20 protein-coding genes are annotated in these 20,895 nt (G+C 65.4%); 15 read left to right on the top strand and 5 right to left on the bottom strand.

Annotated features, from left to right (window positions below):
* Positions 1–2 precede the first annotated feature (2 nt).
* From ACSHT2_RS14955 to ACSHT2_RS14940, 4 genes are read left to right on the top strand one after another with little or no spacing between them, the layout of a single operon-like run.
* Positions 3–263 carry a hypothetical protein gene (locus ACSHT2_RS14955; protein ID WP_440642238.1) on the top strand — a complete coding sequence of 87 codons (261 nt, stop codon included), beginning with the start codon at positions 3–5 and terminating at the stop codon, positions 261–263.
* A 9-nt stretch (positions 264–272) separates the two neighbouring features.
* On the top strand, positions 273–749 hold the full coding sequence (locus tag ACSHT2_RS14950; RefSeq protein WP_440642237.1) for a flagellar protein FlgN: 477 nt from the start codon (positions 273–275) through the stop codon (positions 747–749).
* 20 nt (positions 750–769) lie between these two features.
* A complete protein-coding gene (gene flgK, locus ACSHT2_RS14945; RefSeq protein ID WP_440642236.1) occupies positions 770–2,545 on the top strand; it encodes a flagellar hook-associated protein FlgK in 1,776 nt (591 codons plus the stop codon).
* Positions 2,546–2,558: 13 nt separating this feature from the next.
* Positions 2,559–3,470 carry a flagellin gene (locus tag ACSHT2_RS14940; protein WP_440642235.1) on the top strand — a complete coding sequence of 304 codons (912 nt, stop codon included), beginning with the start codon at positions 2,559–2,561 and terminating at the stop codon, positions 3,468–3,470.
* A gap of 582 nt (positions 3,471–4,052) precedes the next feature.
* On the opposite strand, the gene ACSHT2_RS14935 is transcribed toward ACSHT2_RS14940, so the two are convergent.
* From ACSHT2_RS14935 to ACSHT2_RS14925, 3 genes are all read right to left on the bottom strand, one after another.
* The gene (locus ACSHT2_RS14935) at positions 4,053–5,423 is read right to left on the bottom strand and encodes an ATP-binding protein (protein ID WP_440642234.1); all 1,371 of its coding nucleotides are present in this window, start codon (positions 5,421–5,423) and stop codon (positions 4,053–4,055) included.
* A gap of 1 nt (position 5,424) precedes the next feature.
* A complete protein-coding gene (locus ACSHT2_RS14930; RefSeq protein WP_440642233.1) occupies positions 5,425–6,180 on the bottom strand; it encodes a response regulator in 756 nt (251 codons plus the stop codon).
* 220 nt (positions 6,181–6,400) lie between these two features.
* Positions 6,401–6,577, bottom strand: coding sequence for an IclR family transcriptional regulator domain-containing protein (locus ACSHT2_RS14925; RefSeq protein ID WP_440642232.1), 177 nt, complete (start codon positions 6,575–6,577; stop codon positions 6,401–6,403).
* Here ACSHT2_RS14925 and ACSHT2_RS14920 point away from each other — a divergent pair.
* Together ACSHT2_RS14920 and ACSHT2_RS14915 are read left to right on the top strand one after the other, a co-directional pair.
* Complete coding sequence (locus ACSHT2_RS14920; RefSeq protein ID WP_440642231.1) at positions 6,519–6,746, top strand: copper amine oxidase; 228 nt, start codon at positions 6,519–6,521, stop codon at positions 6,744–6,746. The genes ACSHT2_RS14925 and ACSHT2_RS14920 overlap by 59 nt on opposite strands.
* Positions 6,747–7,160: 414 nt before the next feature.
* The gene (locus ACSHT2_RS14915; RefSeq protein WP_440642230.1) at positions 7,161–7,322 is read left to right on the top strand and encodes a DUF2934 domain-containing protein; all 162 of its coding nucleotides are present in this window, start codon (positions 7,161–7,163) and stop codon (positions 7,320–7,322) included.
* A 548-nt stretch (positions 7,323–7,870) separates the two neighbouring features.
* Here ACSHT2_RS14915 and ACSHT2_RS14910 read toward each other — a convergent pair.
* Positions 7,871–9,661 carry a peptide ABC transporter substrate-binding protein gene (locus tag ACSHT2_RS14910; RefSeq protein WP_440642229.1) on the bottom strand — a complete coding sequence of 597 codons (1,791 nt, stop codon included), beginning with the start codon at positions 9,659–9,661 and terminating at the stop codon, positions 7,871–7,873.
* A 458-nt stretch (positions 9,662–10,119) separates the two neighbouring features.
* Here ACSHT2_RS14910 and ACSHT2_RS14905 point away from each other — a divergent pair, with 458 nt between their 5' ends.
* The 9 genes from ACSHT2_RS14905 to ACSHT2_RS14865 all read left to right on the top strand — a co-directional run bounded on the left by ACSHT2_RS14905 (position 10,120) and on the right by ACSHT2_RS14865 (position 19,293).
* Positions 10,120–10,902 carry a MetQ/NlpA family ABC transporter substrate-binding protein gene (locus ACSHT2_RS14905; RefSeq protein ID WP_440642228.1) on the top strand — a complete coding sequence of 261 codons (783 nt, stop codon included), beginning with the start codon at positions 10,120–10,122 and terminating at the stop codon, positions 10,900–10,902.
* 128 nt (positions 10,903–11,030) lie between these two features.
* Positions 11,031–12,065, top strand: a complete 1,035-nt coding sequence (locus ACSHT2_RS14900) for a putative FMN-dependent luciferase-like monooxygenase (protein WP_440642227.1) — start codon at positions 11,031–11,033, stop codon at positions 12,063–12,065.
* Positions 12,066–12,102: 37 nt separating this feature from the next.
* Positions 12,103–12,717 (top strand): CMD domain protein, encoded by a 615-nt coding sequence (locus ACSHT2_RS14895; RefSeq protein ID WP_440642226.1) that lies wholly within the window; start codon positions 12,103–12,105, stop codon positions 12,715–12,717.
* Positions 12,714–13,289, top strand: a complete 576-nt coding sequence (locus tag ACSHT2_RS14890) for an alkylhydroperoxidase domain protein (RefSeq protein WP_370120138.1) — start codon at positions 12,714–12,716, stop codon at positions 13,287–13,289. Before ACSHT2_RS14895 ends, ACSHT2_RS14890 begins: the two co-directional genes overlap by 4 nt.
* Before the next feature lie 58 nt (positions 13,290–13,347).
* Positions 13,348–14,505: an ABC transporter substrate-binding protein gene (locus ACSHT2_RS14885; protein WP_370120141.1), complete on the top strand. Its 1,158-nt coding sequence runs from the start codon at positions 13,348–13,350 to the stop codon at positions 14,503–14,505.
* A 55-nt stretch (positions 14,506–14,560) separates the two neighbouring features.
* On the top strand, positions 14,561–16,384 hold the full coding sequence (locus ACSHT2_RS14880; protein WP_440642225.1) for an ABC transporter permease: 1,824 nt from the start codon (positions 14,561–14,563) through the stop codon (positions 16,382–16,384).
* Positions 16,384–17,232, top strand: a complete 849-nt coding sequence (locus ACSHT2_RS14875; RefSeq protein ID WP_440642224.1) for an ABC transporter ATP-binding protein — start codon at positions 16,384–16,386, stop codon at positions 17,230–17,232. Before ACSHT2_RS14880 ends, ACSHT2_RS14875 begins: the two co-directional genes overlap by 1 nt.
* Complete coding sequence (locus ACSHT2_RS14870) at positions 17,229–17,969, top strand: ABC transporter ATP-binding protein (RefSeq protein ID WP_440642223.1); 741 nt, start codon at positions 17,229–17,231, stop codon at positions 17,967–17,969. Before ACSHT2_RS14875 ends, ACSHT2_RS14870 begins: the two co-directional genes overlap by 4 nt.
* A gap of 232 nt (positions 17,970–18,201) precedes the next feature.
* A complete protein-coding gene (locus tag ACSHT2_RS14865) occupies positions 18,202–19,293 on the top strand; it encodes a HoxN/HupN/NixA family nickel/cobalt transporter (RefSeq protein ID WP_440642222.1) in 1,092 nt (363 codons plus the stop codon).
* Between the two features lie 10 nt (positions 19,294–19,303).
* Here the strand turns inward: ACSHT2_RS14865 and ACSHT2_RS14860 are convergent, their stop codons facing one another.
* Positions 19,304–20,818 (bottom strand): helicase HerA domain-containing protein, encoded by a 1,515-nt coding sequence (locus ACSHT2_RS14860; RefSeq protein WP_440642221.1) that lies wholly within the window; start codon positions 20,816–20,818, stop codon positions 19,304–19,306.
* Positions 20,819–20,895 lie beyond the last annotated feature (77 nt).

Below are 20,895 nucleotides of genomic sequence, written 5' to 3'. Positions count from 1 at the left end.
CGATGCCAGGCGAAAAGGCAAACGCCGTCGGCGAGGCCCTGCTGCTCCGGCTACGGCGGCTCCTGGCGCGGACCGCGACGGTCAAGGGTAGCGACCGCAAGCAATTACTCGCGCTGCTCGACGACCTGGAGACGACGCGGCGCGGTCTCCTGCGGCAGGCCGCGGAGATCGAGAGCGAAATGAGGCAGGCAACCGTCAGGACGACCGCGATCGGCGCGTATTTGCGCAGCTCGCAGGCCGACCGCGGCAAACGGCACAACTAGAAGAAGGCGATGACCATGAGTGTAGCCCAAGCCAACAGGCAAGCCACCGGCACGAACGTCGCGAGCGGCGATAACAGGATCAAGTCGCTGATCGCGCTGATCGACACGCTGACCACGCTGGTTGCCGAGGAGAACGCCGAGCTCGCCAAAGGCCTGCCAGCCTCCCGCCTGAAGCAGGTCGACGAGAAGAACAAGCTCGCGGAGATTTTCGAGCGGACCGTCGCCGAGTGCGCGGCGGGAACGACCAGCCTGACCGTCAGGGATCGCATCCTGCGCGAGCAGCTTCTGGACAAGATCCTGAAGCTGCGTGCGGCGATGGACGAGAATCTGGTGCGCCTGCGCGCGGCGATCGAGGCCAGCAACCGCCGGATCGAGGCCGTCATGCAGGCGATCCGCGAGCAGATCGCGGCGGTGTCGCCCTATGGCGCGTCCGGTCGCGTCGCCGCCGCCCGCACGGTCTCCAGCGGCACCAGCCGCAGCGCCTGACGGAACGAGGGGAAACCGCCGTGTCGCTCGATATCGCACGATCGATCGCCTTCAGCGGATTGTCCGCGACGTCCGTGCAGATCAGCGTGACGTCGTCGAATATTTCGAACGCCGATACGGCCGGCTACACCAAGAAGTCCGCGACCCAGTCGAGCAGCGTCACCAACGGCGTCGGTACCGGCGTCACGGTGACGGGCATCACCTCGACGGTGGACAAGCTGCTGTTGAAGTCGCTGGTTAGCGCAGATTCCGATCTCGGCGCGGCCGATACCACCAGTACCTATCTGACGTCGCTCCAGAAGCTCTACGGTTCGATCAGCAGCAGCGGCGATTCGTCGTCGGGGACCTCACTCGCCAACAGCATCGCCTCGCTGGAGTCGGCGTTGTCGTCGTTGGCGAGCACGCCGAGCAGCGCCTCGCTGCAATCCAACGTCGTCAGTGCGCTGGATGACGTTGCCAGCCAACTGCGTGAGACCTCGAGCGGGATCCAGAAGCTCCGGTCGGATGCCGACCAGGACATCTCCTCGTCGATCGACGACGTCAACGCGGATCTGAAGCAGATCGCGGACCTCAACGCCGAAATCAAGCAGACGGCGGCGACCGGCCAGTCGACCGCGGATCTCGAGGACCAGCGCAATACCGCGCTCCAGGACCTCGCGTCCAAGATGAATATCAGCTATTTCACGGCGTCGAACGGCGATCTCCAGATCTACACCGCGTCAGGCCAGGCGCTGGTGGACTCTTCCGCGCATACGATCAGCTATACGGCGGCTGCCAATGTGACGGCGTCGACGACCTACACCGCCGGCTCTTCGTCGAGCGGCTTCAGCGCGATCACCGTGAACGGGGTGGACATCACCTCCCAGATCACCGGTGGGGACATCGGCGCACTCATAACGCTCCGTGACGACACTTTGCCGGACGCGCAGTCCCAGCTCGACCAGCTGGCGCAGCAGCTGGCGTCCGTGATGAACAGCGTCTCGAACAGCGCCTCTTCGGTGCCGGCGCCGACCAGCCTGACGGGGACGACGGCCGTCACCAGCAGTTCTGCCCTGTCCGCCTCTGGCTCGGTGCGTATCGCGGCAACCGACCAGAGCGGCAACCTGGTCTCCTACGCCGATCTCGACCTGTCGTCCTACGCCACGGTCGGCGATCTCGTCACCGCCATCAACGGTATCTCCGGCTTGTCCGCCTCGGTCGATTCGGACGGCCATCTCTCGATCACGGCGACCGGCTCGGGCAACGGCGTCGCCATCAACGAGATGACGAGCTCGGTCGGAAGCTCCAGCGAGGGATTCTCCGAATATTTCGGCCTCAATGATCTCGTGACCGGAACGAGCGCCTCGGACATCGCGGTCAACAGCAAGATCCTGTCCGGGACGAACGAGCTGCAGCTCGCGACGCTGGATTCGTCTTCGAGCCTGACGGTCGGCAGCTCGGTGCTGTCGTCGGGCTCGGCCACCGTGGTCAATGCCTTGTACGATGCGCTGACGGACTCGCGGACTTTCGCGTCGACCGGCGGGCTTGCCGCCACCACGGGTTCGCTGGCCGACTACGCCTCGGCCGTCGTCTCCGACGTCTCCAGCAAGGCCTCGCAGGCGTCCACCGACTACACGGCCAAGGAAACCGCTCAGTCGACCTACGCGAACTCGCTGGCGTCGCAGTCCGGCGTCAACCTCGACGAAGAATCAGCCAATCTGAGCACGCTTCAGAACAAATATTCGGCGGCGTCAGCCCTGATCCAGGCCATCAACTCCATGTACTCGGCGTTGCTCACCGCCGTGCAGTCGACGTAACGGGAGCGCGCTGATGGTCGCGATGCGGGTTGCCACCTTCGCCCAGTCGAGCCGGATGATCGCCGACGCGATGCGCGTGGAATCGGTCATGGCCAACATGCAGATCCAGGAATCCTCTGGTGTCGTCTCGACCGATTTCGGCGGCTACGGCTCGGATGCGCAGCACGTCGTCAATCTCCAGGTTTCGGTGACGCGCGCGCAGTCCTATATCGATGCGGCCACGCTCGCCGACAGCAAGGTCCAGGTGATGTATTCGGCGGTCGGCTCGGTGACGGACATCCTCACCCAGCTCCGGTCCCAGCTCACCGCCGCCTCGACGGGAAGTTCGACCGAGGTGAATTCGGTAATCAGCTCCGCTCAGCAGATGCTGGAGCAGATGGGCTCGCTGATGAACACGCAATATGACGGCCAGTACGTCTTCGCCGGCGGCAAGACGGACACCGCACCGGTCGATCTCACGAGCTTTTCGTCCGGCACTGGTTCGACCACGACTGCGGACACCAGCTATTACAATGGCGACAATGAGATCGCTTCGGTGCGGGTCGCCGCCGACGAAACCGTATCCTACGGCGTCACCGCAGACAATTCGGCGTTCGAGGAAGTGATGCGCGTGCTGAAGTTCGTCGCCAACAGCACCACGCTGTCGTCTTCGGACATCACCAGCGCGCTCGACCTCGCCAGCACCGCGCTCGACGACACCGCCGCCGTGCAGGCAAAGCTGTCCAGCTCGTCGTCCTCGATCGAGACCGCGAGCGCTCGCCAGGCCGACTACAAGAGTTATGCGGAGACCTTGTCGAATGACCTGACCAGCGTCGACGTCGCCGCCATCACGGCGCAGCTTTCGACTTACCAGACGCAACTCACGGCGTCCTATTCTGCTCTCGGGAAGATCTTGAGCCTGAATCTTGCGAGTTATCTGAAGTGAACCAAGGCCTTGTGGAGGCCTCGTTCTGAACGGGGAGCGGGAGTCTTGCGAGCGCATTCGTCCGTGGCTCGTGTTAACATTTCTATTCGGTCCATTCCGCGTCGAGCTGGCGGCATGATCGATTTCCAGTCGAATCGAGAAGAGCTCTCGATAAGTCTTTCTACAAGGTCGTGGAGGGTAAACGTGATGCGCATAGGCTCCTTGATAGTCGCGGTGATGTTGCTGGGGACGTGCAGTGCATCGGCTCAGCCGTTCCTGCCGCCGCCTCCTGGCCCGCCGGGCTTCGCTCCGCCAGCGCCTCCGCCACCACCACTGCGCTGTGTCGCTCGTGTCCCCGGCCCGCCTGGGCCGTCCCCGATCATTTGCCGTGCTCCACCCGCGCCTCCCGGAGCGCCGTGTCAATGCCGAACCCGGTTCGGTCCAATCCCCGGGGTCGTTCGGTAATAAAGGGAGGCGCCGGGGCTAGGCCGGATGGTGCGGACGCCTTTCCAGGGGAGCCAGATCCAATGCTTGATGAGCACGAATGAGAAGATGCTTACCTGAACGAAAGATGGAAGCCGTCCCGCTCGGGCTGGAAGCTGATCAAGAAAGAAGGCTCTCTCGATCGAGAACTGGTCGATCGCACATTGGCGCTGCCGCGGACGTCCGCTGCTTCACCGGCAATTGCATCCGCACGATCAAGCCCTTTGGCTCGCGATCATGCAGTGACAGCTCGCCGCCATGGGCGATCGCGATCGCACGTGCGATCGACAGGCCGAGCCCGAAGCCGGTGGCGTCGTCCATGGTGCGCGCATCGTCGCCGCGCACGAACGGCTCCAGCATCTCCTGCTTGCGTGCATCCGAAATGCCGGGACCGTCGTCCTCGACGTCGATGACGAGTCTTGTGCCCGATATCTTGAGACGGATCTTCACCTCTGCGCCGAAGCGCACCGCGTTCTCGACGAGGTTGGTGACGCCGCGATGCAAATCGTCGGGCCGTACGACGACGCTCGCGGAAGCTGGCCCGTCATAATGCACGACATGGCCCATGTCGCCGAACTGGTCGGCGACGAGCTGGAGCGTGCTCGCGATATCGACCAGCGTCACGGCCTCGGTCTTGCGGTCGTCGCGCAGCAGCGACAGCACCGATTCGAGCATCGAGCGCATCTGGTCGAGGTCGATCAGCATGCGCTTGCGGTTGCCCTCGTCCTCGATGAACTCGGCGCGCAGGCGCAGCCGCGTGATCGGCGTACGCAGATCGTGGCTGATCGCGGCCAGCATCCGCGTGCGATCCGACATCAGCCGCGCGATTCGTTCCTGCATGCGGTTGAGTGCGCGCGCGACCGAGCGGATCTCCTCGGGCCCACGCCCGGGCAGCGGCTCGGCCGCCCGATCGAGACTGAAATCCTCGGCGGCCTTGGCAAACGACGATAGCGGTGCCGCCAGCGCATGGGCAGCCCAAACGCCGAGCAGCGTCACGCTGATCACGGCAGACAGCAGCGTCGATATCCAGGGATTGCCCCACAACCAGGGCGGCCGTCCTCGTTCGACGTGGCCTGCGATGATCGTGCCGTCGGGCAGCTGGATGCCGATCCGCGACGAGCCGCCGTCCGGGGCCAGTGCGACGACCTTGTAACCCTCACCGACATGGCGGCGCATGCCGTGCAGGTGCGGAGCTTCGATGCCGCCGACGGCTGCGGCGGAGCCGGGCGCGATCTGCTCGACCCGCAGCTCCGGAAAGGCGCGTGCGATGTCGGCGAGAAGGCGCGGCCGTTCGCTGGCGCCCGCCGCGGACAAGAGGCGCGCAGCAGTGACGAACTCATGCTCGCTGTCGGGCGGCGCCGTCGCGCGGTCCGGCCGCGTGATCAGGAATCCTGCGGTGATGATGAGATGCAGCGCGAGGATCGAAACCACTACGAGTGCGGCGATCTGGCCGCTGATGCTCCTGAGATGAAAAAATCCCAAAAGCCGCATGTCAGCCGCTCAAGGCCGCGGCGGCCGCCTGCGTGCCCACCGCTTCGGTTCTCGGCGTGAACAGATAGCCACCGGAGCGCACCGTCTTGATGATGGTCGGATCCTGCGGATTGGGCTCGATCTTGCGGCGGATGCGGCTGACCAGCACGTCGATGGAGCGTTCGAACGAGCCGGCGTTGCGCCCTTGCGTGAGGTCGAGCAGGCTGTCGCGCGACAGCACGCGGCCGGGCCTCTCGCAGAACGTGCGCAAGAGATCGAACTCGGCGCTGGTCACCGCGACGCGCGCGCCGTCGGGATTGCGCAATTCGCGCAGGCGCAGATCGATGCACCAGCCTTCGAAGGCAAGCGTGCTCGCGCCTTGGACCGCGCTCGCTGCTTGCGCGGCGGCCTGGCGGCGCAGCACTGCGTTGATGCGGGCGAGCAGCTCGCGCGGGTTGAAGGGTTTGGGCAGATAGTCGTCCGCGCCCATCTCGAGGCCGACGATGCGGTCGACGTCCTCGCCGCGCGCTGTCAGCATGATGATCGGCGTCTGCGCTTCCGAACGCACCTTGCGGCAGAGGCTGAGACCGTCTTCGCCGGGCAGCATGACATCGAGGATGATGAGGTCGACGCGATGGTCGGCCATGGCACGCGACATCTCGCGGCCATCGCCCACAGCGGTGACGTTACAGGCGTTGTTGCGCAGGTACTTCGCAATCAACGTCCGGGTTTCGCGATCATCCTCGACGACCAGGATGTTGGGATTGGGAATGGCCATGCGCTTTGTTTCTCCAAGATTCGGGCCAAATGGCGAAAATTCTTGTTTCAGATTGTTTCTGGACGCGATCTCAACAGTTCGGCATTTCCGGGCCGTGGAGCGGCAAGGTCTCGTTGAGAGGGGTTAACCATACCCTGCCGTGGTCGGCCACGAAACGCCGCAAACCCCATGGAGCCCATCAGACTTCGATTTCGGCAGCCTCCGCCGCCTCGGGCTGCCGTCACTGAACCGAGTACTCCTTGATCTGCTTGGGCTTGACGCGCGTGTCCGGTCCGGACATGCCGATCGCTCCCACGAGTTCGCCGGATCGGCCAAGGATCGCACAAGCGCAGGCCGCGATGCCTTTGCGCCATTCGTCGTGCTCGAGCGCGGACTCGCTCCAGAATGCGATCTGCATTCATGAGGAGGATGCAGGCCTGCTATGGAGGCATTGGGCCTTCCGGTCCAACAATGTCGAGCCTCAGCTGCTGAGCAATGTTGTGAATGCGTTCGTCAGGCCGGGTCCGTTGCCCGGCTCAGCACACAAGTCCGGCTTGAGCGCTGGAGAGATCGAAAGCGTTGCTTAGTATTGAAGAGAGGTACAAGTGCCGCGCAGGTTCATCATGTGCCGGTCATCGGTGGTTCCAGGATATCCGAGCGGCCAGATTGCGAGAGCGGCCACGTTGGCTGCATGTGTGTGGTCGTCATGTTTCGCGAGCCGGGTGGACGCGGACGCGGCAGCGTCGGGCGCGAAAAGCGAGGGGCAGGGCGGATTGCGCCGCGGGAGCGCCAAACCGTGGCCGCTGTTTAGCCGAAGCCAGCCGCGGGTTCGCCGGTCAGAATGGATTCCGCCCGGCGGGGGCAGGCGCGCAGGAACTCTTGCACATGATCGGAGCTTGACTCCGCGGGCCAGCATCGCCGCCGATGGCTGGCCCGCACGGCCCCGCCTCCAAGCCCCCATACCCCCCAGGGTGGGGCCGTGCTTCCAAGAGGAGGTACAATTGTCCGAGTCGACCGAGCAAGACATCAGAGAGCGTGCGCATCGCTTGTGGGAGCAAGCCGGCAAGCCCGAGGGCCGCGAGGAAGAGTTCTGGCGCGCCGCCGAGCAGGAGCTGCGCAACGAGGACAAGTCGAACACATTGCGGACGCCGGATACGCTGTGACCGACAAGACCTGCCCATTGTGCCAGGGACTGGGATGGGTCTGCGAAAACCACCCGCTCCGGGTCTGGAGTGAGAAGCTGGGCGGCTGCCGCTGCGGTGAGGGCATGCCCTGTACCTGCAACACCGCCGAAGATCCCGAAATAAGAGTGGTGATCGTTGAAGCGGACACGACGTGGCACTAGAGCGGCGCCGGCTTTGCGGCTCGGAGCGCGGGGTTAGCGCACTTGCGAAACCATCATGCGTTTTCGTTGCGAGATATTGATGGGGTTCGGCGACGAAAGCTCTCTCGCATGGATAGGGCGCAGCGCCGGCATCGGTCGCCCGTTTGCCTTCAAGAAAGAAAAAGCCGCCCGGTCTTCCACCCGGCGGCTTCCTAAGTCCCTAGCTGTAGATCGCCTCCGCAGCCTCGTGCGTACCGCCGTTACCTTGTTTGCGGCCATGCCTTGGCGTTCTAGGCGAAAGCCCTTGATTCGACTGTGACCCAAAGCACACAACGAAGAATGTCGTGAGTGCGAGGAACCGCCGCCTTCGTCGTGTCGTCTGCTCCCTCAGCTCCGATACCACGCTGCCAGGTTCCACGTGATGGTGTCCCAGCCCGAGATGTCGGTCATGAGGCTGTTGACGCTTGCGTTGACGATGTGGCGCGAGAGCAGCGGCAGGAACACGTTGGCCCCGCAGAAGATCTCGTCGACTTTCATCAGCAGCGCGGCGCGCTTGACCGGGTCGAGCTCGTTCTTTGCGGCCTTGTAGGCCTTGTCGGCTTCAGGATCGGAATAGCGCGAGTTGTTGCGGCCCAGCCATTTGTTGTCCTTGGTGGCGATCTCCCAGGAGACGCACTGGTTCAGCAAGCGCTCCGGATCGGGCTGCGGCTGCGTCGTGTTGTACATCTCCATGTCGGCATAGAATTTCGAGTAGGTGTCGGGGTTGCCGACGTCGGAGGAGAAGAACACGGATGCTGTGACCGCCTTGATCTCGATCTCGATGCCGGCCTTCTGGCAGGCCTGCTTGATGATGGCCTGCGTCTTCTGGCGCGGGGCGTTGGTCGAGGTCTGGAACACGTATTTGAGCTTCTTGCCGTCCTTCTCGCGGATGCCGTCCGCGCCCCTGGTCCAGCCGGCCTCGTCGAGGATCTTGTTGGCCTTGTCGATGTCGAACTCGTATTTCAGCCTGGGGGACTTGAACCGCTTGGGCGCGTTGACGAAGCTCGCGGTTGCGACGGCGCCGCGGCCGTAGATGAATTTCTGAATCGAATCGCGGTCGATCAGGAGATTGATCGCCCGACGAACGGCGGGATCGGACAGCGTCGGGTGCTTGGTCTTGACGCTCGAACGCTCGCCGTCGACCTCGGTCCAGGGGTCCGTCGTGTTGAGGATGATGAACTCGACATTGCCGGAAGGCGTGATGTCGAGCTTGCCTTTGCCGCTCGCCTCCATGCGCTTGAGGACCTCCTCCTCCACCTGCATGTTCCAGGCAAAGTCGTATTCGCCGGTTTGCAGCACCGCGCGCGCCGCAGACACTGCGTCGCCGCCGCCCTTGACCTCGAGCGTGTCGAAATGAGGCTGATTCTTGACGTGATAGTCGGGATTGCGCTCGGCGCGGATCATGTCGCCCGGCTTGAACTCGACGAATTTGTACGGACCGGTGCCGACCGGCTTGAGATTGCCCGGAGCCTCGCGCGACTTGGCGCCCACATAGTCGCCGAAATGATGCTTTGGCAGGATCTGGCCGACCGAGCCGCCGACGAAAGGGTCGGCCCAGAACGGCGTCGGCGCCTTGAAGAACACCTTGACGGCGTGGTCGTCGATCTTCTCGACCTTGATGTCCTTGTAGGAGCCCGTGGTGTAGGCCGCGGTCGCGAGGTCCGCGGCGTACTGCCAGGTGAAGACGACGTCGTCGGCGGTGAAGGGCTTGCCGTCGTGCCAGTTGACGCCCCGCTTGAGCTTCCAGATCACGCTCATGCCGTCCGCGGCAAGGCCGCCGTTCGCCTTGGTCGGCACCTCGGCGGCCAGGCAGGGAATGAGATTGCCGTCTTTGTCCCAGCCGGCGAGCGGCTCGAAGAAGATGCGCGTGGCGATCTGGTCCTTGGTGCCGATCGCGAAATGCGGGTTGAGCAGGGTGGGCGCCTGCCAGAGCAGGATCTTGAGCGTGCCGCCGCCGCCGGCCTTGGTCGGCTTGTAGGCAAGCGTGGCGTCTGCCATCGCCACGTCGTGCCACACCAGGATCTGGCTTGCGACCGGCGCTACGATCCCGATCGCGGCGACCTTCTGGATGAACGAGCGTCGCGACAGCCTGCCTTGCTTCACCTCGGCGATCAAACCGCGGATCTCATTCTCGTTCATCGGACGACCTCCACCTGCACAAACCGTTTCCGGCAACCCATCATGTTTCATGATGGCCGGGGCGGCAATGCCGGCAAGGCGGGGATGCGACGAAATGACGATGCGGAGAGCGCCCCCCGGTCGAGGCACGGACCCGGATCGCCTGCCTGAGAGACCCAGGCGGCGATCCGGTGCGATCTAGGTGAACTTGGGGAAGTTCTAAGGCCGCGCCGGAACGCTAACCCGGCCGGCGCAGATCCATCAAGTTTCGGAGTGTTGCGCCAGCGAAAGAATCATTGCCGCGGCCGGGAAATCGCCACAGATCAAAGACGCTCGGCGTGATTTCTTTTCCGTTTGATGTCGAATGGAGAACGCGCGCCCGCCGGGGGCCTGCCAATATGGTTTTCCATTTCATTGATTTCGCGCGGCGGAGAAGCGAATACGGTTCCCATGTTTGTCGCAGACCTACGGAGACCAAAATGTCGTTTCGCCTGCCTCTGATCCTCTCGACCGTGCTCGCCGCATGGTCCGCCGCGGCCGGGGCCGAGACCATCAAGATCGGCGTGACGCCGGGGCCGCATGCGCAGATCCTCGAGGTCGTGAAGCCGATCGCCGCCAAGCGGGGACTCGATATTCAGCTCCTCGAGTTCTCCGACTACGTGGTGCCAAACGCGGCGCTCGATTCCGGCGACATCCAGGCCAATTCGTTTCAGAACCAGCCTTACCTGGACAACCAGAAGGCCGACCGCGGCTACAAGATCGAGGCCGTCGGCCTGACTGTGAATTTCCCGATCGGCGTCTATTCGAAGAAGCATAAGGCCTTCGCCGACATCCCCGGGGGCGGCAAGGTCTCGATCCCGAACGACCCGACCAATGGCGGCCGCGTGTTGCTGCTGCTACGCGACAAGGGCGCGATCAAGCTGAAGGACGGCGTCGGCTTCAAGCCGACGGTGCTCGACATCACCGAGAATCCCAAGAAGCTGAAGTTCATCGAGGTGGACGCGGCGCAGGCGCCGCGCGCGCTCGACGACGTCGACGCCGCCGCGATCAACACCAATTATGCAACCCAGGCCGGCCTTGATCCCGTCAAGGATCCGATCCTGCGCGAGGATCCGAAGGGCCCCTACGTCAACCTGATCGCCGTGCGCACCGCCGACAAGGACAAGCCCTGGGTCAAGATCCTCGTGGACAGCTACCACACGCCGGAGGTCAAGGAGTTCGTCCTGACCAAGTTCAAGGGCGCGGTGCTGCCGAGCTGGTAGGCAGTCTGCCTGCGTAAAGTCCATGTAAGGGCGATCCGGCAGGCAGCCTTGCGCGTAATGCCCGCTTGTCTGGAGCTGAGGCAAGCGACATCATCGGGGGCGTGGCAACCTCGCCCGACAGGGGTCGTATGAAACGCTTTGCAAACCTGAAACGCCTGGGCTTCTTCACGCGGCTGCTCGATGAGGCGCCGGCGGCGGACCGCTATCGCTTCGCCGCCGAGCAGATCGTGCGGGCCGAGAAGGTGGGTCTCGATTCCGCGTGGATCGCGCAGCATCATTTTCACGAGCGCGAGGGCGGATTGCCATCGCCCTTCACCTTCCTTGGCTATGTCGCGGCGAAGACCTCGCGCATCCGGCTCGGCACCGGCATCGTCACGCTGCCGCTGGAGAACGCGGTGCGGGTGGCGGAGGACGCCGCGGTGCTCGATCTCATGTGCAATGGCCGCTTCGAGCTCGGCGTCGGCACCGGCGGCAATCCGGCCGCCTTTGCCGCGTTCGGCCTCGACAGCACCCAGCGCAACGAGATCTTTGCGCGCAACCTGGAGGTCGTTCGCACCGCGCTGGTCGGCAAGCCGCTCGCCGGTGGCGACGCGGTCTATCCGCAGCGGCCAGAACTGGACAAGCGGATCTGGCAGGCGACGTTCTCGGTCGCCGGCGGTGACCGGGCGGGCAGGGCCGGCGATGGTCTGTTGCTGTCGCGCACCCAGCCGCGGGCCAAGGACGCGCCGAAGGCCACGCTGGCCGAGATCCAGAACCCGATCATCGATGCCTATCTCGCAGCGCTGCCGCCGGGATGCGAGCCGCGCATCATGGCCTCGCGCAGCGTCTTCGTCGCCGACGACCATCGCGAGGCGATGCGCCTCGCAGACATCGGACTGCGGCGCGCGCTCCCGCAATTCATGAAGGGCGGTCACCTTCCCCCGGGCGAGACGCTGGAGGAGATGATCACCGCGTTCGACACTCATGTCGGCGCCGCCGACGAGGTGATCGCCTCGCTCCGCACCGATGCCACGCTGGAGCGGGTGACCGATCTCGTCTTCCAGGTGCATTCGGTCGATGCGCCGCATCCCTATGTGCTGCGCTCGATCGAGCTCGTCGCCGACAAGGTCGCGCCGGCGCTGGGCTGGACCCGGACGGCACCCGAAGTGGCGCTGGCGGGCTAGCCGGAATGAGCATGTTCGCGCTGCACGGGGCTGACTGATGGGTACACAAGATATCATCGACACGCTCGCCGGAATCGAGCCGGGATCGGCTCTCGACGCCATCCGCACGCGTCGCCTTCAGGCGCGCGAGAACGCGCAAAAGAGCTATCTCGCCCTGTTTGAGCCGATCGACCCGAGCGAGTTTTCGCTTTCCGAGCGCGCGGCGGTCGCGGCCTTCGTGACCGGGCTCCATGGCGAGTCTGCCGTCGCCGCCTTCTATCGCGAGAAGCTCGCCGCGAACGCGGATGGAGCCCCCTTGCTTGAGGCGATCGCGGCCGAGATCGAGCGCGGCAGGACGTCCGGCCCGTACGGCGCCTTTCCGGCCGGTCCGTTGTCGATCGAGAACAAGGCAGGGTTGATCTATCGCGCCAGCGTGGAGCGAAAGCCCGTCCTCGGCGCGAGGCTCACAGCGGCGCTCGAGCATGCACACCTTCTGGTGCTCCGGCCGCGCGATGCAGCGTCCGCGGACATGAAGGCGTTGCTGGCCGCCGGCTGGTCGACCACCGGCATCGTCACGCTCTCTCAGCTCGTTGCGTTCCTGTCGTTCCAGGTGCGCGTCGTCAGCGGTTTGCGCACGCTCGCAGCAGCAAGCGCGCAGGAGGTCGCATCATGAACACCGTCAACCCGCCCGTCGTCTTCACCCAGGACGAGCTCGGCTGGGTCTCGTGGATCGATCCGCTGCCCGAGGCCGAGCTGACCGAACGGCACTTCGCGGGCCTGGTCGACCGTGCCCGTGCCAAATCGGAATATTTCCGTCTCCTGGTGCGCGATCCCGAAGTCCTTGAAGCCCGCACCAGGACCGACAAGGACATCTTCTACAACGTCGCCGACGGCCTGCCGCGCGCCGAGCGCGAGCTCGCGGCGGCTGCGACCTCGCGCTACAACGGCTGCATCTACTGCGCCTCCGTGCATGCGCGGTTTGCCAGCACCTACTCCAAACGCCGCGACGACGTGCAGCGCCTTCTCGACGAGGGCGTCGAAGCCGATCTCGGCGAACGCTGGAATGCCGTGGTCAAGGCGTCCGTGGCATTGGCCGCGACGCCGATCGCGTTCGGTCCCGACAATATCGCGGAGCTGCGCCGTGCGGGCCTCGACGATGCCGAGATCGTCGACGTCATCAATGGAGCCTCGTTCTTCAACTGGGCGAACCGGCTGATGCTGTCGCTCGGCGAGCCCTCGAAATAGGCAATCTCACCGGCACAAGAATTGCTGCTGTTTCAACATTGAATGGATGGAGCCGTGCATGAGCAACATCGATCGCCGTACCCTGGTCAGAGGCTCACTCGCCGCCATGATGGCGGGAGCGGCCTTTTCGCGCGCCGCCCTTGCGCAATCCGCCGAACCGGTCCTGCTCGGCGTCAGCGGCCCCTTGACCGGGCCCAATGCGCAATATGGTGCCCAGTGGAAGCAGGGCTTCGATCTCGCGCTCGACGAAATTCACGCCGCCGGCGGCATCAACGGACGCAAGCTCGCCTACCAGTTCGAGGACAGCCAGAGCGATCCGCGCCAGTCGGTGGCGATCGCCCAGAAATTCGTCTCCGATCCCCGTATCGTCATGGAGCTCGGTGATTTCTCGAGTCCCGCCTCGATGGCGGCTTCGCCGATCTATCAGCGCGGCGGCCTCGTGCAGTTCGGCTTCACCAACTCCCACCCCGATTTCACCAAGGGCGGCGACTTCATGTGGAGCACATCCGTCAGCCAGGCCGACGAGCAGCCGCTGCTGGCGTCCTATGCCGTCAAGCGCCTTGGCCTGAAGAAGCTCGCGGTGCTGCACCTCAACACCGATTGGGGCCGCACCAGCCGCGACCATTTCGTCAAGGCAGCGAAGGAGTACGGCGCCGAGATCGCGGTGACCGAGGGCTACATCGCGGAGGAGCGCGACTTCCGCTCCACTCTGGTGCGTGTGCGCGACGCGAGCCCGGACGGGCTGATCCTGATCTCCTACTATTCCGACGGTGCGCTGATCGCCCGCCAGGCACGCCAGGTCGGCCTGAAGCAGACGATCTGCGCGGCAAGTTCGGTGTACTCACCGAAATTCCTGGAGCTCGGCGGCGAAGCGGTCGAGGACGTCCATCTCGGCACGCGCTATTTCCCGGAAGATCCGCGGCCAGAGGTGAAGAAGTTCATCGCGGGCTTCAAGGCCAAGTACAACGGACAGGAGCCCGACGCCTTCAACGCTTATTCCTATGACGCGATGAACATGGCCGCTGCCGTGGTGAAGATCGGCGGTACCGACCGCCGCGCCATCCGCGACGCCTTCGCCAAGGTGAAGGACGTCTCCAGCGTCATCTACGGCCAGGCGACGTTCGACGTCGAGAGCCGCCGCGTCAAGGGTGCCATGAACGCCGAGCTCGTCGTGCGCAAAGGCCAGTTCACGCTGTGGGACGGCAAGCCGACCTGACGTGTTGGCTGGAGTGATCGCTCCGGCCGCTTTCTCCCTTCAATAGGAACGCTGCGTGTCTTCCTGGCTCGACTACACGATCAACGGGCTGATCGTCGGCAATGTCTACGCCCTCGTTGCGGTCGGGCTCGCGCTGATCTTCGGCGTCAGCCGGCTGATCAACTTCGCGCAGGGATCGATCTACCTGGTCGGCGCCTATATCGGCTGGGTCGCGGTGGTGCAGCTGCACACGCCGCTGCCGCTGACCATCGTCGTGGTGGCGGCGGCCGCCGCGGTGGTCGGCTTGATCATCGAGCGGTTCGGGCTGCGTCCGCTTCAGAACTCGGTGCGCATCGCGCCGCTGCTCGCGACCATCGGCATCAGCTTCGTGCTCGACCAGCTGGTGATGCTGACCTTCTCGCCCAATCCGCGCGCGCTGCCGAGCCAGCTGCCTGACGTTCGCTTTCAGTTCGGTGGCGGCACCATCGGACCGCTTGATCTCCTGATCGCCGGCGTCGGGCTCACCAGCGCGTTGCTGCTGTTCGTGTTCCTGCGCTACACCAAGCTCGGCTGGGCAGTGCGCGCCACTGCGCAGGATCGCGACGCCGCGATGCAGATGGGCGTCGACGTCAACCGCGTCAACCAGGCGGTGTTCGGCATCGCGGCCGCGCTCGGCGGCGTCTCCGGCCTGCTGGTCGGCATGTACTACAACCAGATCGACACCGCGATGAGCCTGCAGGCGACGCTCAAAGGCGTCGTCGCGGAAGTGGTCGGCGGCGCCGGCAACGTGCCCGGCGCGGTGATCGGCAGCCTGCTGCTCGGACTGGTGGAGAGCTACGGCGTCGCCGTGTTCGGCACCAGCTATCGCAATCTGTTCGCGTTCCTGCTGCTGGTCGTCGTGCTCGTGCTGCGCCCGAACGGCCTGTTCGCAAGCGCGCGGCAGGCCCCGCCCGAGCCGCTCACCGGCACGTTCATCGCGCCGAGCCGTCCGGTCCGCATTCCGCGCTGGGCCCTGTTGGTCGCGGCTGCTGCCTTCGCGGTCCTGCCGTTCTTACCCGTCTCCTTCTATGTGCTTCAGACCCTGATCAACGCCTGGCTGCTCGGCATGCTCGCGCTCAGCCTGACGCTGGTCGCGGGTACGATCGGCCAGGTCTCGCTCGGTCACGCCGCGCTGCTCGCGATCGGCGCCTACACCTCCGCGCTGCTGTCACTGACGCTTGCCGTTCCGGTCGGCCTTGCCGTCATCGGCGGCGGCCTGATGAGTGCTGCGCTCGGCACGCTGTTGATCTCGCCGTCGTTCCGCCTGCGCGGGCACTATGTGTCGATCGCGACGCTCGCCATCGGCGAAATCGTCTCGCTGGTGATCCTGAATTGGGAGAGCGTCACCCGCGGGCCGATCGGCATCTCAGGCATCCCGCCGCTGTCGCTGTTCGGTCATGACCTGATCAGCCCGTCCTCGGTGTACTGGTTCAGCTTCGCGGTGATGCTCGTGCTGGCCCTGCTGCAGGGGCGGCTGCTCGGTTCGCATCTCGGCCGCAGCTTTCGGGCCATCCGCGACGATGACATCGCCGCACGTGCCTATGGCCTCAGCCTGAACCGCTACAAGTCGCTCGCCTTCATCTTCGGCGGTTTCGCCGCCGGCGTCAGCGGTGGCATCGCCGCGCATCTTTACTCCTATATCAACCACGAGACCTTCAACACGCAGCAATCCATCCTGGCGCTGACGGTCGTGATCCTGGGCGGCCTCGGCAACGTCGTCGGCGCGATCGTCGGATCGGTCGCGTTGGTCGGCTTGCCCGAACTCTTCCGCATCGCGGCCGAGTACCGCATCCTGATCTATGGCATCGTGCTGCTGCTGCTCGTGCGGTTCAGGCCGCAGGGCCTGTTGGGGACGATCTGATGGCGGAGCAGCACGCGCCCATGTTGTCCCTGCGCGGTCTGACGCGCCGCTTCGGCGGCCTCACCGCGGTCGATGCGATCGATCTCGACCTGGCCAGGGGCGAGCTCATCAGCATCATCGGCCCGAACGGCGCCGGCAAGACGACGCTGTTCAATCTCGTGACCGGGCTGGATCGGCCCGATGACGGCGCCGTACGCTTCGAAGGCCAGGACATCACCGGGCTCGCGCCGGAACGGCTCGCGGCGGAAGGCATCGCCCGCACCTTCCAGCTCGGCCGCGTGTTCGGCAATCTCAGCGTCATGGACAACGTCCTGATCGGCGCGCATACGCGACTGCGTGCCGTGAAGCCGGCGGTGCCGGTGATCGGCCCGCTGCTGGAGTTGGGCCTTGCGCTGCTGCGGCCCGCCGGCGTCAGGGCCGAAGAGGAGCGCTTGCGCGACGAAGTGAAGGCCATTCTCGCCCGTTTCGGCGAGCGGCTGCTGCCGCGGATCGACCAGCCCGCCTATAGCCTGTCCTACGCCAACCGCCGTCGTGTCGAGATCGCGCGTGCGCTCGCCTTGAGGCCGCGCCTCTTGCTGCTCGACGAGCCCACCGCCGGCATGAACCCGACCGAGACCGCGGAGATGCAGGCGCTCGTCGCCGAGCTGAAGGCGGAAGGGCTGACCATTCTCCTGATCGAGCACAAGCTGGAGATGGTCATGCGACTGTCCGATCGCGTCATCGTCATGGACGAGGGCAAGAAGATCGCGGAGGGGCCGGGCGAAGAGGTGCGTGGTGATCCCAAGGTGATCGAGGCCTATCTCGGTCACGGCCTGTCGGGCACGACGGAGCAGGAGAGCGCGGCATGACCAATGTTTCTCCCGAACCGCTGCTGACTCTGTCCAGCGTCAACACCTTCTACGGCCAGGCCCAGGTGCATTTCGACCTGTCGATCACGGTCTCACGCGGCCACGTGGTCTGCCTGCTCGGCGGCAATGCCAGCGGCAAGTCGACGACGATGAAGATCATTCTGGGTCTGGTCAAGCCGCGCTCGGGCGAGGTGACGTTCGACGGCGCCTCACTGATCGGCCTCTCCACGCCGCAGATCGTCCGCCGCGGCATCGCCTCGGTGCCGGAGGCGCGGCGGCTGTTCGCGGACATGAGCGTGCGCGAGAACATCCTGATGGGCGCGTTCGTCCGTAACGACCGTGAGGCGGTGGCGCAGGATCTCGACAGGATGCTGACGCTGTTCCCCAAGCTCGGCCAGCGGCTGTCGCAGCGCGCCGGTTCGTTGTCCGGCGGCGAGCAGCAGATGGTCGCGATGGCGCGCGCGCTGATGAGCCGGCCGCGCATGATCGTGATGGACGAGCCGACCATGGGCCTGTCGCCGCTCTATGTCGATCGTGTGCTGGAACTGATCCGCACCATCAACCAGGAGGGCGTCTCGGTGTTCATGGTCGAGCAGAACGCCAGCCTTGCGCTGGAGATCGCGCACGAAGCCTATGTGCTGCAGACCGGCAGGATCGTGCTGTCAGGCCCGGCGCGGGCGCTGAAGGACGATCCCCGCGTCCGCGATGCCTATCTCGGCGGCTCCGAGGCGGCGTAGCAATTCGAGTGCGATGACGCGCCCGCACCGTCATGGCCCGGCTTTGTCCCGGCCACCGGGGTCTGGAACCGCGGCACGAAGCACGTGGATGCCCGGGCCTTCGCCTTGCCGAAGCGCGTCGGCGCGCAGGCGGGACAAGCGCGGCACGACGACCCTTCTCCGGGACTAGCCAGTGTGACTAATCTATGAAAAAATCATACCGTTGGCGCGATAAGGTGTGCAGCGGGACGGAATGAAGTTCGTGACGAAATTGTCTGTGCGGGCGGCCGAGCCCGGAACGGTGGTGCTGCTCGGTGGGCTCGTGGCCGCCAACGTCGCCGCATGGGCCTGGGCCTTCTCGCTGTTCGGCGACCGGCCGACCGTGATGGCAACCGCGCTGCTGGCCTGGGTCTTTGGTCTCCGCCACGCCGTCGATGCCGATCACATCGCCGCCATCGACAACGTCGTGCGCAAGCTGATGCAGGCGGGCGGCACGCCGCGCAGCGTCGGCCTCTATTTCGCGCTCGGCCATTCCTCCGTGGTCGTGGTCGCGACCATGCTGCTGGCGCTGGGCGTCGTGAGCCTCGGCGGTGACAGCCTGCTCAAGGAGATCGGCGGTCTGATCGGCACGTCAGTGTCGGCGCTGTTCCTGCTGGTGATCGCGGCCATCAATCTCGCCATCTTCGCCGGCCTGTGGCGGACGTTTCGCATGGCGCGAGAGCAGGGCGTTCACGATGCCGCAGGCCTCGACGCGCTCCTCGCCCGTCGCGGCGTCCTGGCGCGGCTGCTCGGGCCGCTGTTTCGCCTGGTGACGAAACCGTGGCACATGTATCCGCTCGGGTTCCTGTTCGGCCTCGGCTTCGATACCGCGACCGAGATCGGCCTGCTCAGCATCTCCGCCAGCGAAGCTGCGCGCGGCGCCTCGCTCGCCGATGTCCTGGTCTTCCCGGCGCTGTTCGCCGCCGGCATGGCGCTGGTTGACACCGCCGATTCGGCCCTGATGGTCAGCGCCTATCGCTGGGCCTTCGTCGATCCCCTGCGCAAGCTCTGGTACAATCTCACGATCACCGGCGCCTCCGTCGCGGTCGCGCTGTTCATCGGCGGCATCGAAACGCTCGGCCTGATCAGCGATCGGCTCGGCCTCTCCGGCGGCATGTGGACGCTGGTCGACGGCCTGAACGAGTCGCTCGCGAATGTCGGCTTCGTCGTGATCGCGCTGTTCGCGATCGCATGGCTTGCCTCGATCGTGCTCTATCGCCGCATGTTCTCGGATGACGGGCGCGGTTCGCCGGACGCGGTGGAAGGCTTCGATGCGACCGAGGCCGTCGTGATGAGACGTCCCTGATTCCACCGGTTCAGAGCGAAGCCGCGCGCGGTACCTGTTCCACCGGCAAGTCGTCGGCGTGAGGATCGCCCGGCGCCGTCGCCCAGGCGAGCTCCACCAGCGTCACGATCCGGCGTCCGCCGCCATCGAGCTGGCAGACGATCAGGCCCTGCTCCTCCATGTAGCCGAGCAGCCGCTGTGCGCGGCGCAGCGAATGCGAGCCGTAGGCGCGGGCGATCGCAGCATCGCCGGGACACGGCCAGCCTTCCTTGGCCGCGCGCGCGATCATCATGAACACGCCCTGCATGTCGTCGGGCAGGATCGAGGCGCGCAGCGCAACGTCCTGCCAGGCGTCGTCTTCAGTGAGATCAGTCCCCAGCCCGGCGCGCGCATGCGTCAGCATGCGGCGGAATTCGTTGAGGTCCGGCACCGCCGCGCCGAGGCCCTCGATGCGGCAGCGGACGACGAACTCCTGATAGAGCACGCCGATGGCACGGAAGCCGGCATCGGGCTCCGCCAGCACGGCGCGCAAGGTGCGGGCGACGCGTTCGCGCCGCTCGGCGAGCTCTTCTGCGCTGACCGGCACCTCGGCCACCTCGGGCCGGATCTCCGGTGTGGCGGCCGCCTTCGCCGCGCGAAGCTGCTCCAGCAGATCCGGCGCAGGCCGGCGCTGCGGCCGGCTGGCATCGGGCGGTGGTGCCGCCAGGATCACGGCGCGCGCATCTTCCAGCATCGCCTCCGGCAGCGGCATCAGCCGCGGCGTCGAATTTCGCGGGCTGGTAGCGGTCGGCCCGATGTTCAAGCGCAGCGGACGGCGCGACAGCGCAGGACCGAGCGCCATGAACTGTCCGCGCTCGAGGTCGCGAAAGGCTTCGGCCTGCCGCCGCTCCATGCCGAGCAGATCGGCGGCGCGCGCCATGTCGATGTCGAGGAAGGTCCGCCCCATCAGGAAGTTGGAGGCTTCCGCTGCGACGTTCTTGGCGAGTTTTGCCAGGCGCTGGGTCGCGATGATGCCTGCAAGTCCGCGCTTGCGGCCGCGGCACATCAAATTGGTCATGGCGCCGAGCGACAGTTTTCGCGCCTCGTCGGAGACTTCTCCGGCAACGGCCGGCGCAAACAGCTGTGCCTCGTCCACCACGACCAGCATCGGATACCAATGGTCGCGGTCGACGTCGAACAGACCGCCGAGGAAGGCCGCGGCACGCCGCATCTGGTTCTCGGCGTCGAGCCCTTCGAGATTGAGCACGGTGGAGACGCGATGCAGCCGGGCGCGCTCGCCGGCGACCTGAAGGCCGCGCTCGGTGTGATCCTCCGCCTCGATCACGAGATGGCCGAAGCGCTCGGCCAGCGTCACGAAATCGCCTTCGGGATCGATGATGGCCTGCTGCACCCAGGGCGCGCTCTGCTCCAGGAGCCGCCGCAACAGGTGCGATTTGCCGGAGCCCGAATTGCCCTGCACCAGGAGGCGGGTCGCCAGCAGTTCCTCGAGGTCCATGGCGGCCGCGGCGCCTGCCGTGGTCTGCCCCATCTCGATCGCAACTGTCATGTCCCCGACTCAAGTCCCCATCATTCGCGGACAGGGGCTTATCAATCCCGTCGCGGCGCGTCGAGCGGCGCGGGGCG

It is taken from the genome of Bradyrhizobium sp. PUT101 (assembly GCF_052043945.1).
Classification (GTDB): Bacteria; Pseudomonadota; Alphaproteobacteria; order Rhizobiales; family Xanthobacteraceae; genus Bradyrhizobium.
The sequence above is the reverse complement of the archived record's forward strand: the minus strand, read 5'-3'. Positions and strand labels throughout refer to the sequence as shown.

Coding starts and splice junctions, on each gene's coding strand:
- ACSHT2_RS14955 (WP_440642238.1), top strand. CDS start 3: ATGCCAGGCGAAAAGGCAAACGCCGTCGGCGAGGCCCTGCTGCTCCGG.
- ACSHT2_RS14950 (WP_440642237.1), top strand. CDS start 273: ATGACCATGAGTGTAGCCCAAGCCAACAGGCAAGCCACCGGCACGAAC.
- ACSHT2_RS14940 (WP_440642235.1), top strand. CDS start 2,559: ATGGTCGCGATGCGGGTTGCCACCTTCGCCCAGTCGAGCCGGATGATC.
- ACSHT2_RS14935 (WP_440642234.1), bottom strand. CDS start 5,423: ATGCGGCTTTTGGGATTTTTTCATCTCAGGAGCATCAGCGGCCAGATC.
- ACSHT2_RS14930 (WP_440642233.1), bottom strand. CDS start 6,180: ATGGCCATTCCCAATCCCAACATCCTGGTCGTCGAGGATGATCGCGAA.
- ACSHT2_RS14920 (WP_440642231.1), top strand. CDS start 6,519: ATGCCTTTGCGCCATTCGTCGTGCTCGAGCGCGGACTCGCTCCAGAAT.
- ACSHT2_RS14925 (WP_440642232.1), bottom strand. CDS start 6,577: ATGCAGATCGCATTCTGGAGCGAGTCCGCGCTCGAGCACGACGAATGG.
- ACSHT2_RS14910 (WP_440642229.1), bottom strand. CDS start 9,661: ATGAACGAGAATGAGATCCGCGGTTTGATCGCCGAGGTGAAGCAAGGC.
- ACSHT2_RS14905 (WP_440642228.1), top strand. CDS start 10,120: ATGTCGTTTCGCCTGCCTCTGATCCTCTCGACCGTGCTCGCCGCATGG.
- ACSHT2_RS14900 (WP_440642227.1), top strand. CDS start 11,031: ATGAAACGCTTTGCAAACCTGAAACGCCTGGGCTTCTTCACGCGGCTG.
- ACSHT2_RS14895 (WP_440642226.1), top strand. CDS start 12,103: ATGGGTACACAAGATATCATCGACACGCTCGCCGGAATCGAGCCGGGA.
- ACSHT2_RS14890 (WP_370120138.1), top strand. CDS start 12,714: ATGAACACCGTCAACCCGCCCGTCGTCTTCACCCAGGACGAGCTCGGC.
- ACSHT2_RS14885 (WP_370120141.1), top strand. CDS start 13,348: ATGAGCAACATCGATCGCCGTACCCTGGTCAGAGGCTCACTCGCCGCC.
- ACSHT2_RS14875 (WP_440642224.1), top strand. CDS start 16,384: ATGGCGGAGCAGCACGCGCCCATGTTGTCCCTGCGCGGTCTGACGCGC.
- ACSHT2_RS14870 (WP_440642223.1), top strand. CDS start 17,229: ATGACCAATGTTTCTCCCGAACCGCTGCTGACTCTGTCCAGCGTCAAC.
- ACSHT2_RS14865 (WP_440642222.1), top strand. CDS start 18,202: ATGAAGTTCGTGACGAAATTGTCTGTGCGGGCGGCCGAGCCCGGAACG.
- ACSHT2_RS14860 (WP_440642221.1), bottom strand. CDS start 20,818: ATGACAGTTGCGATCGAGATGGGGCAGACCACGGCAGGCGCCGCGGCC.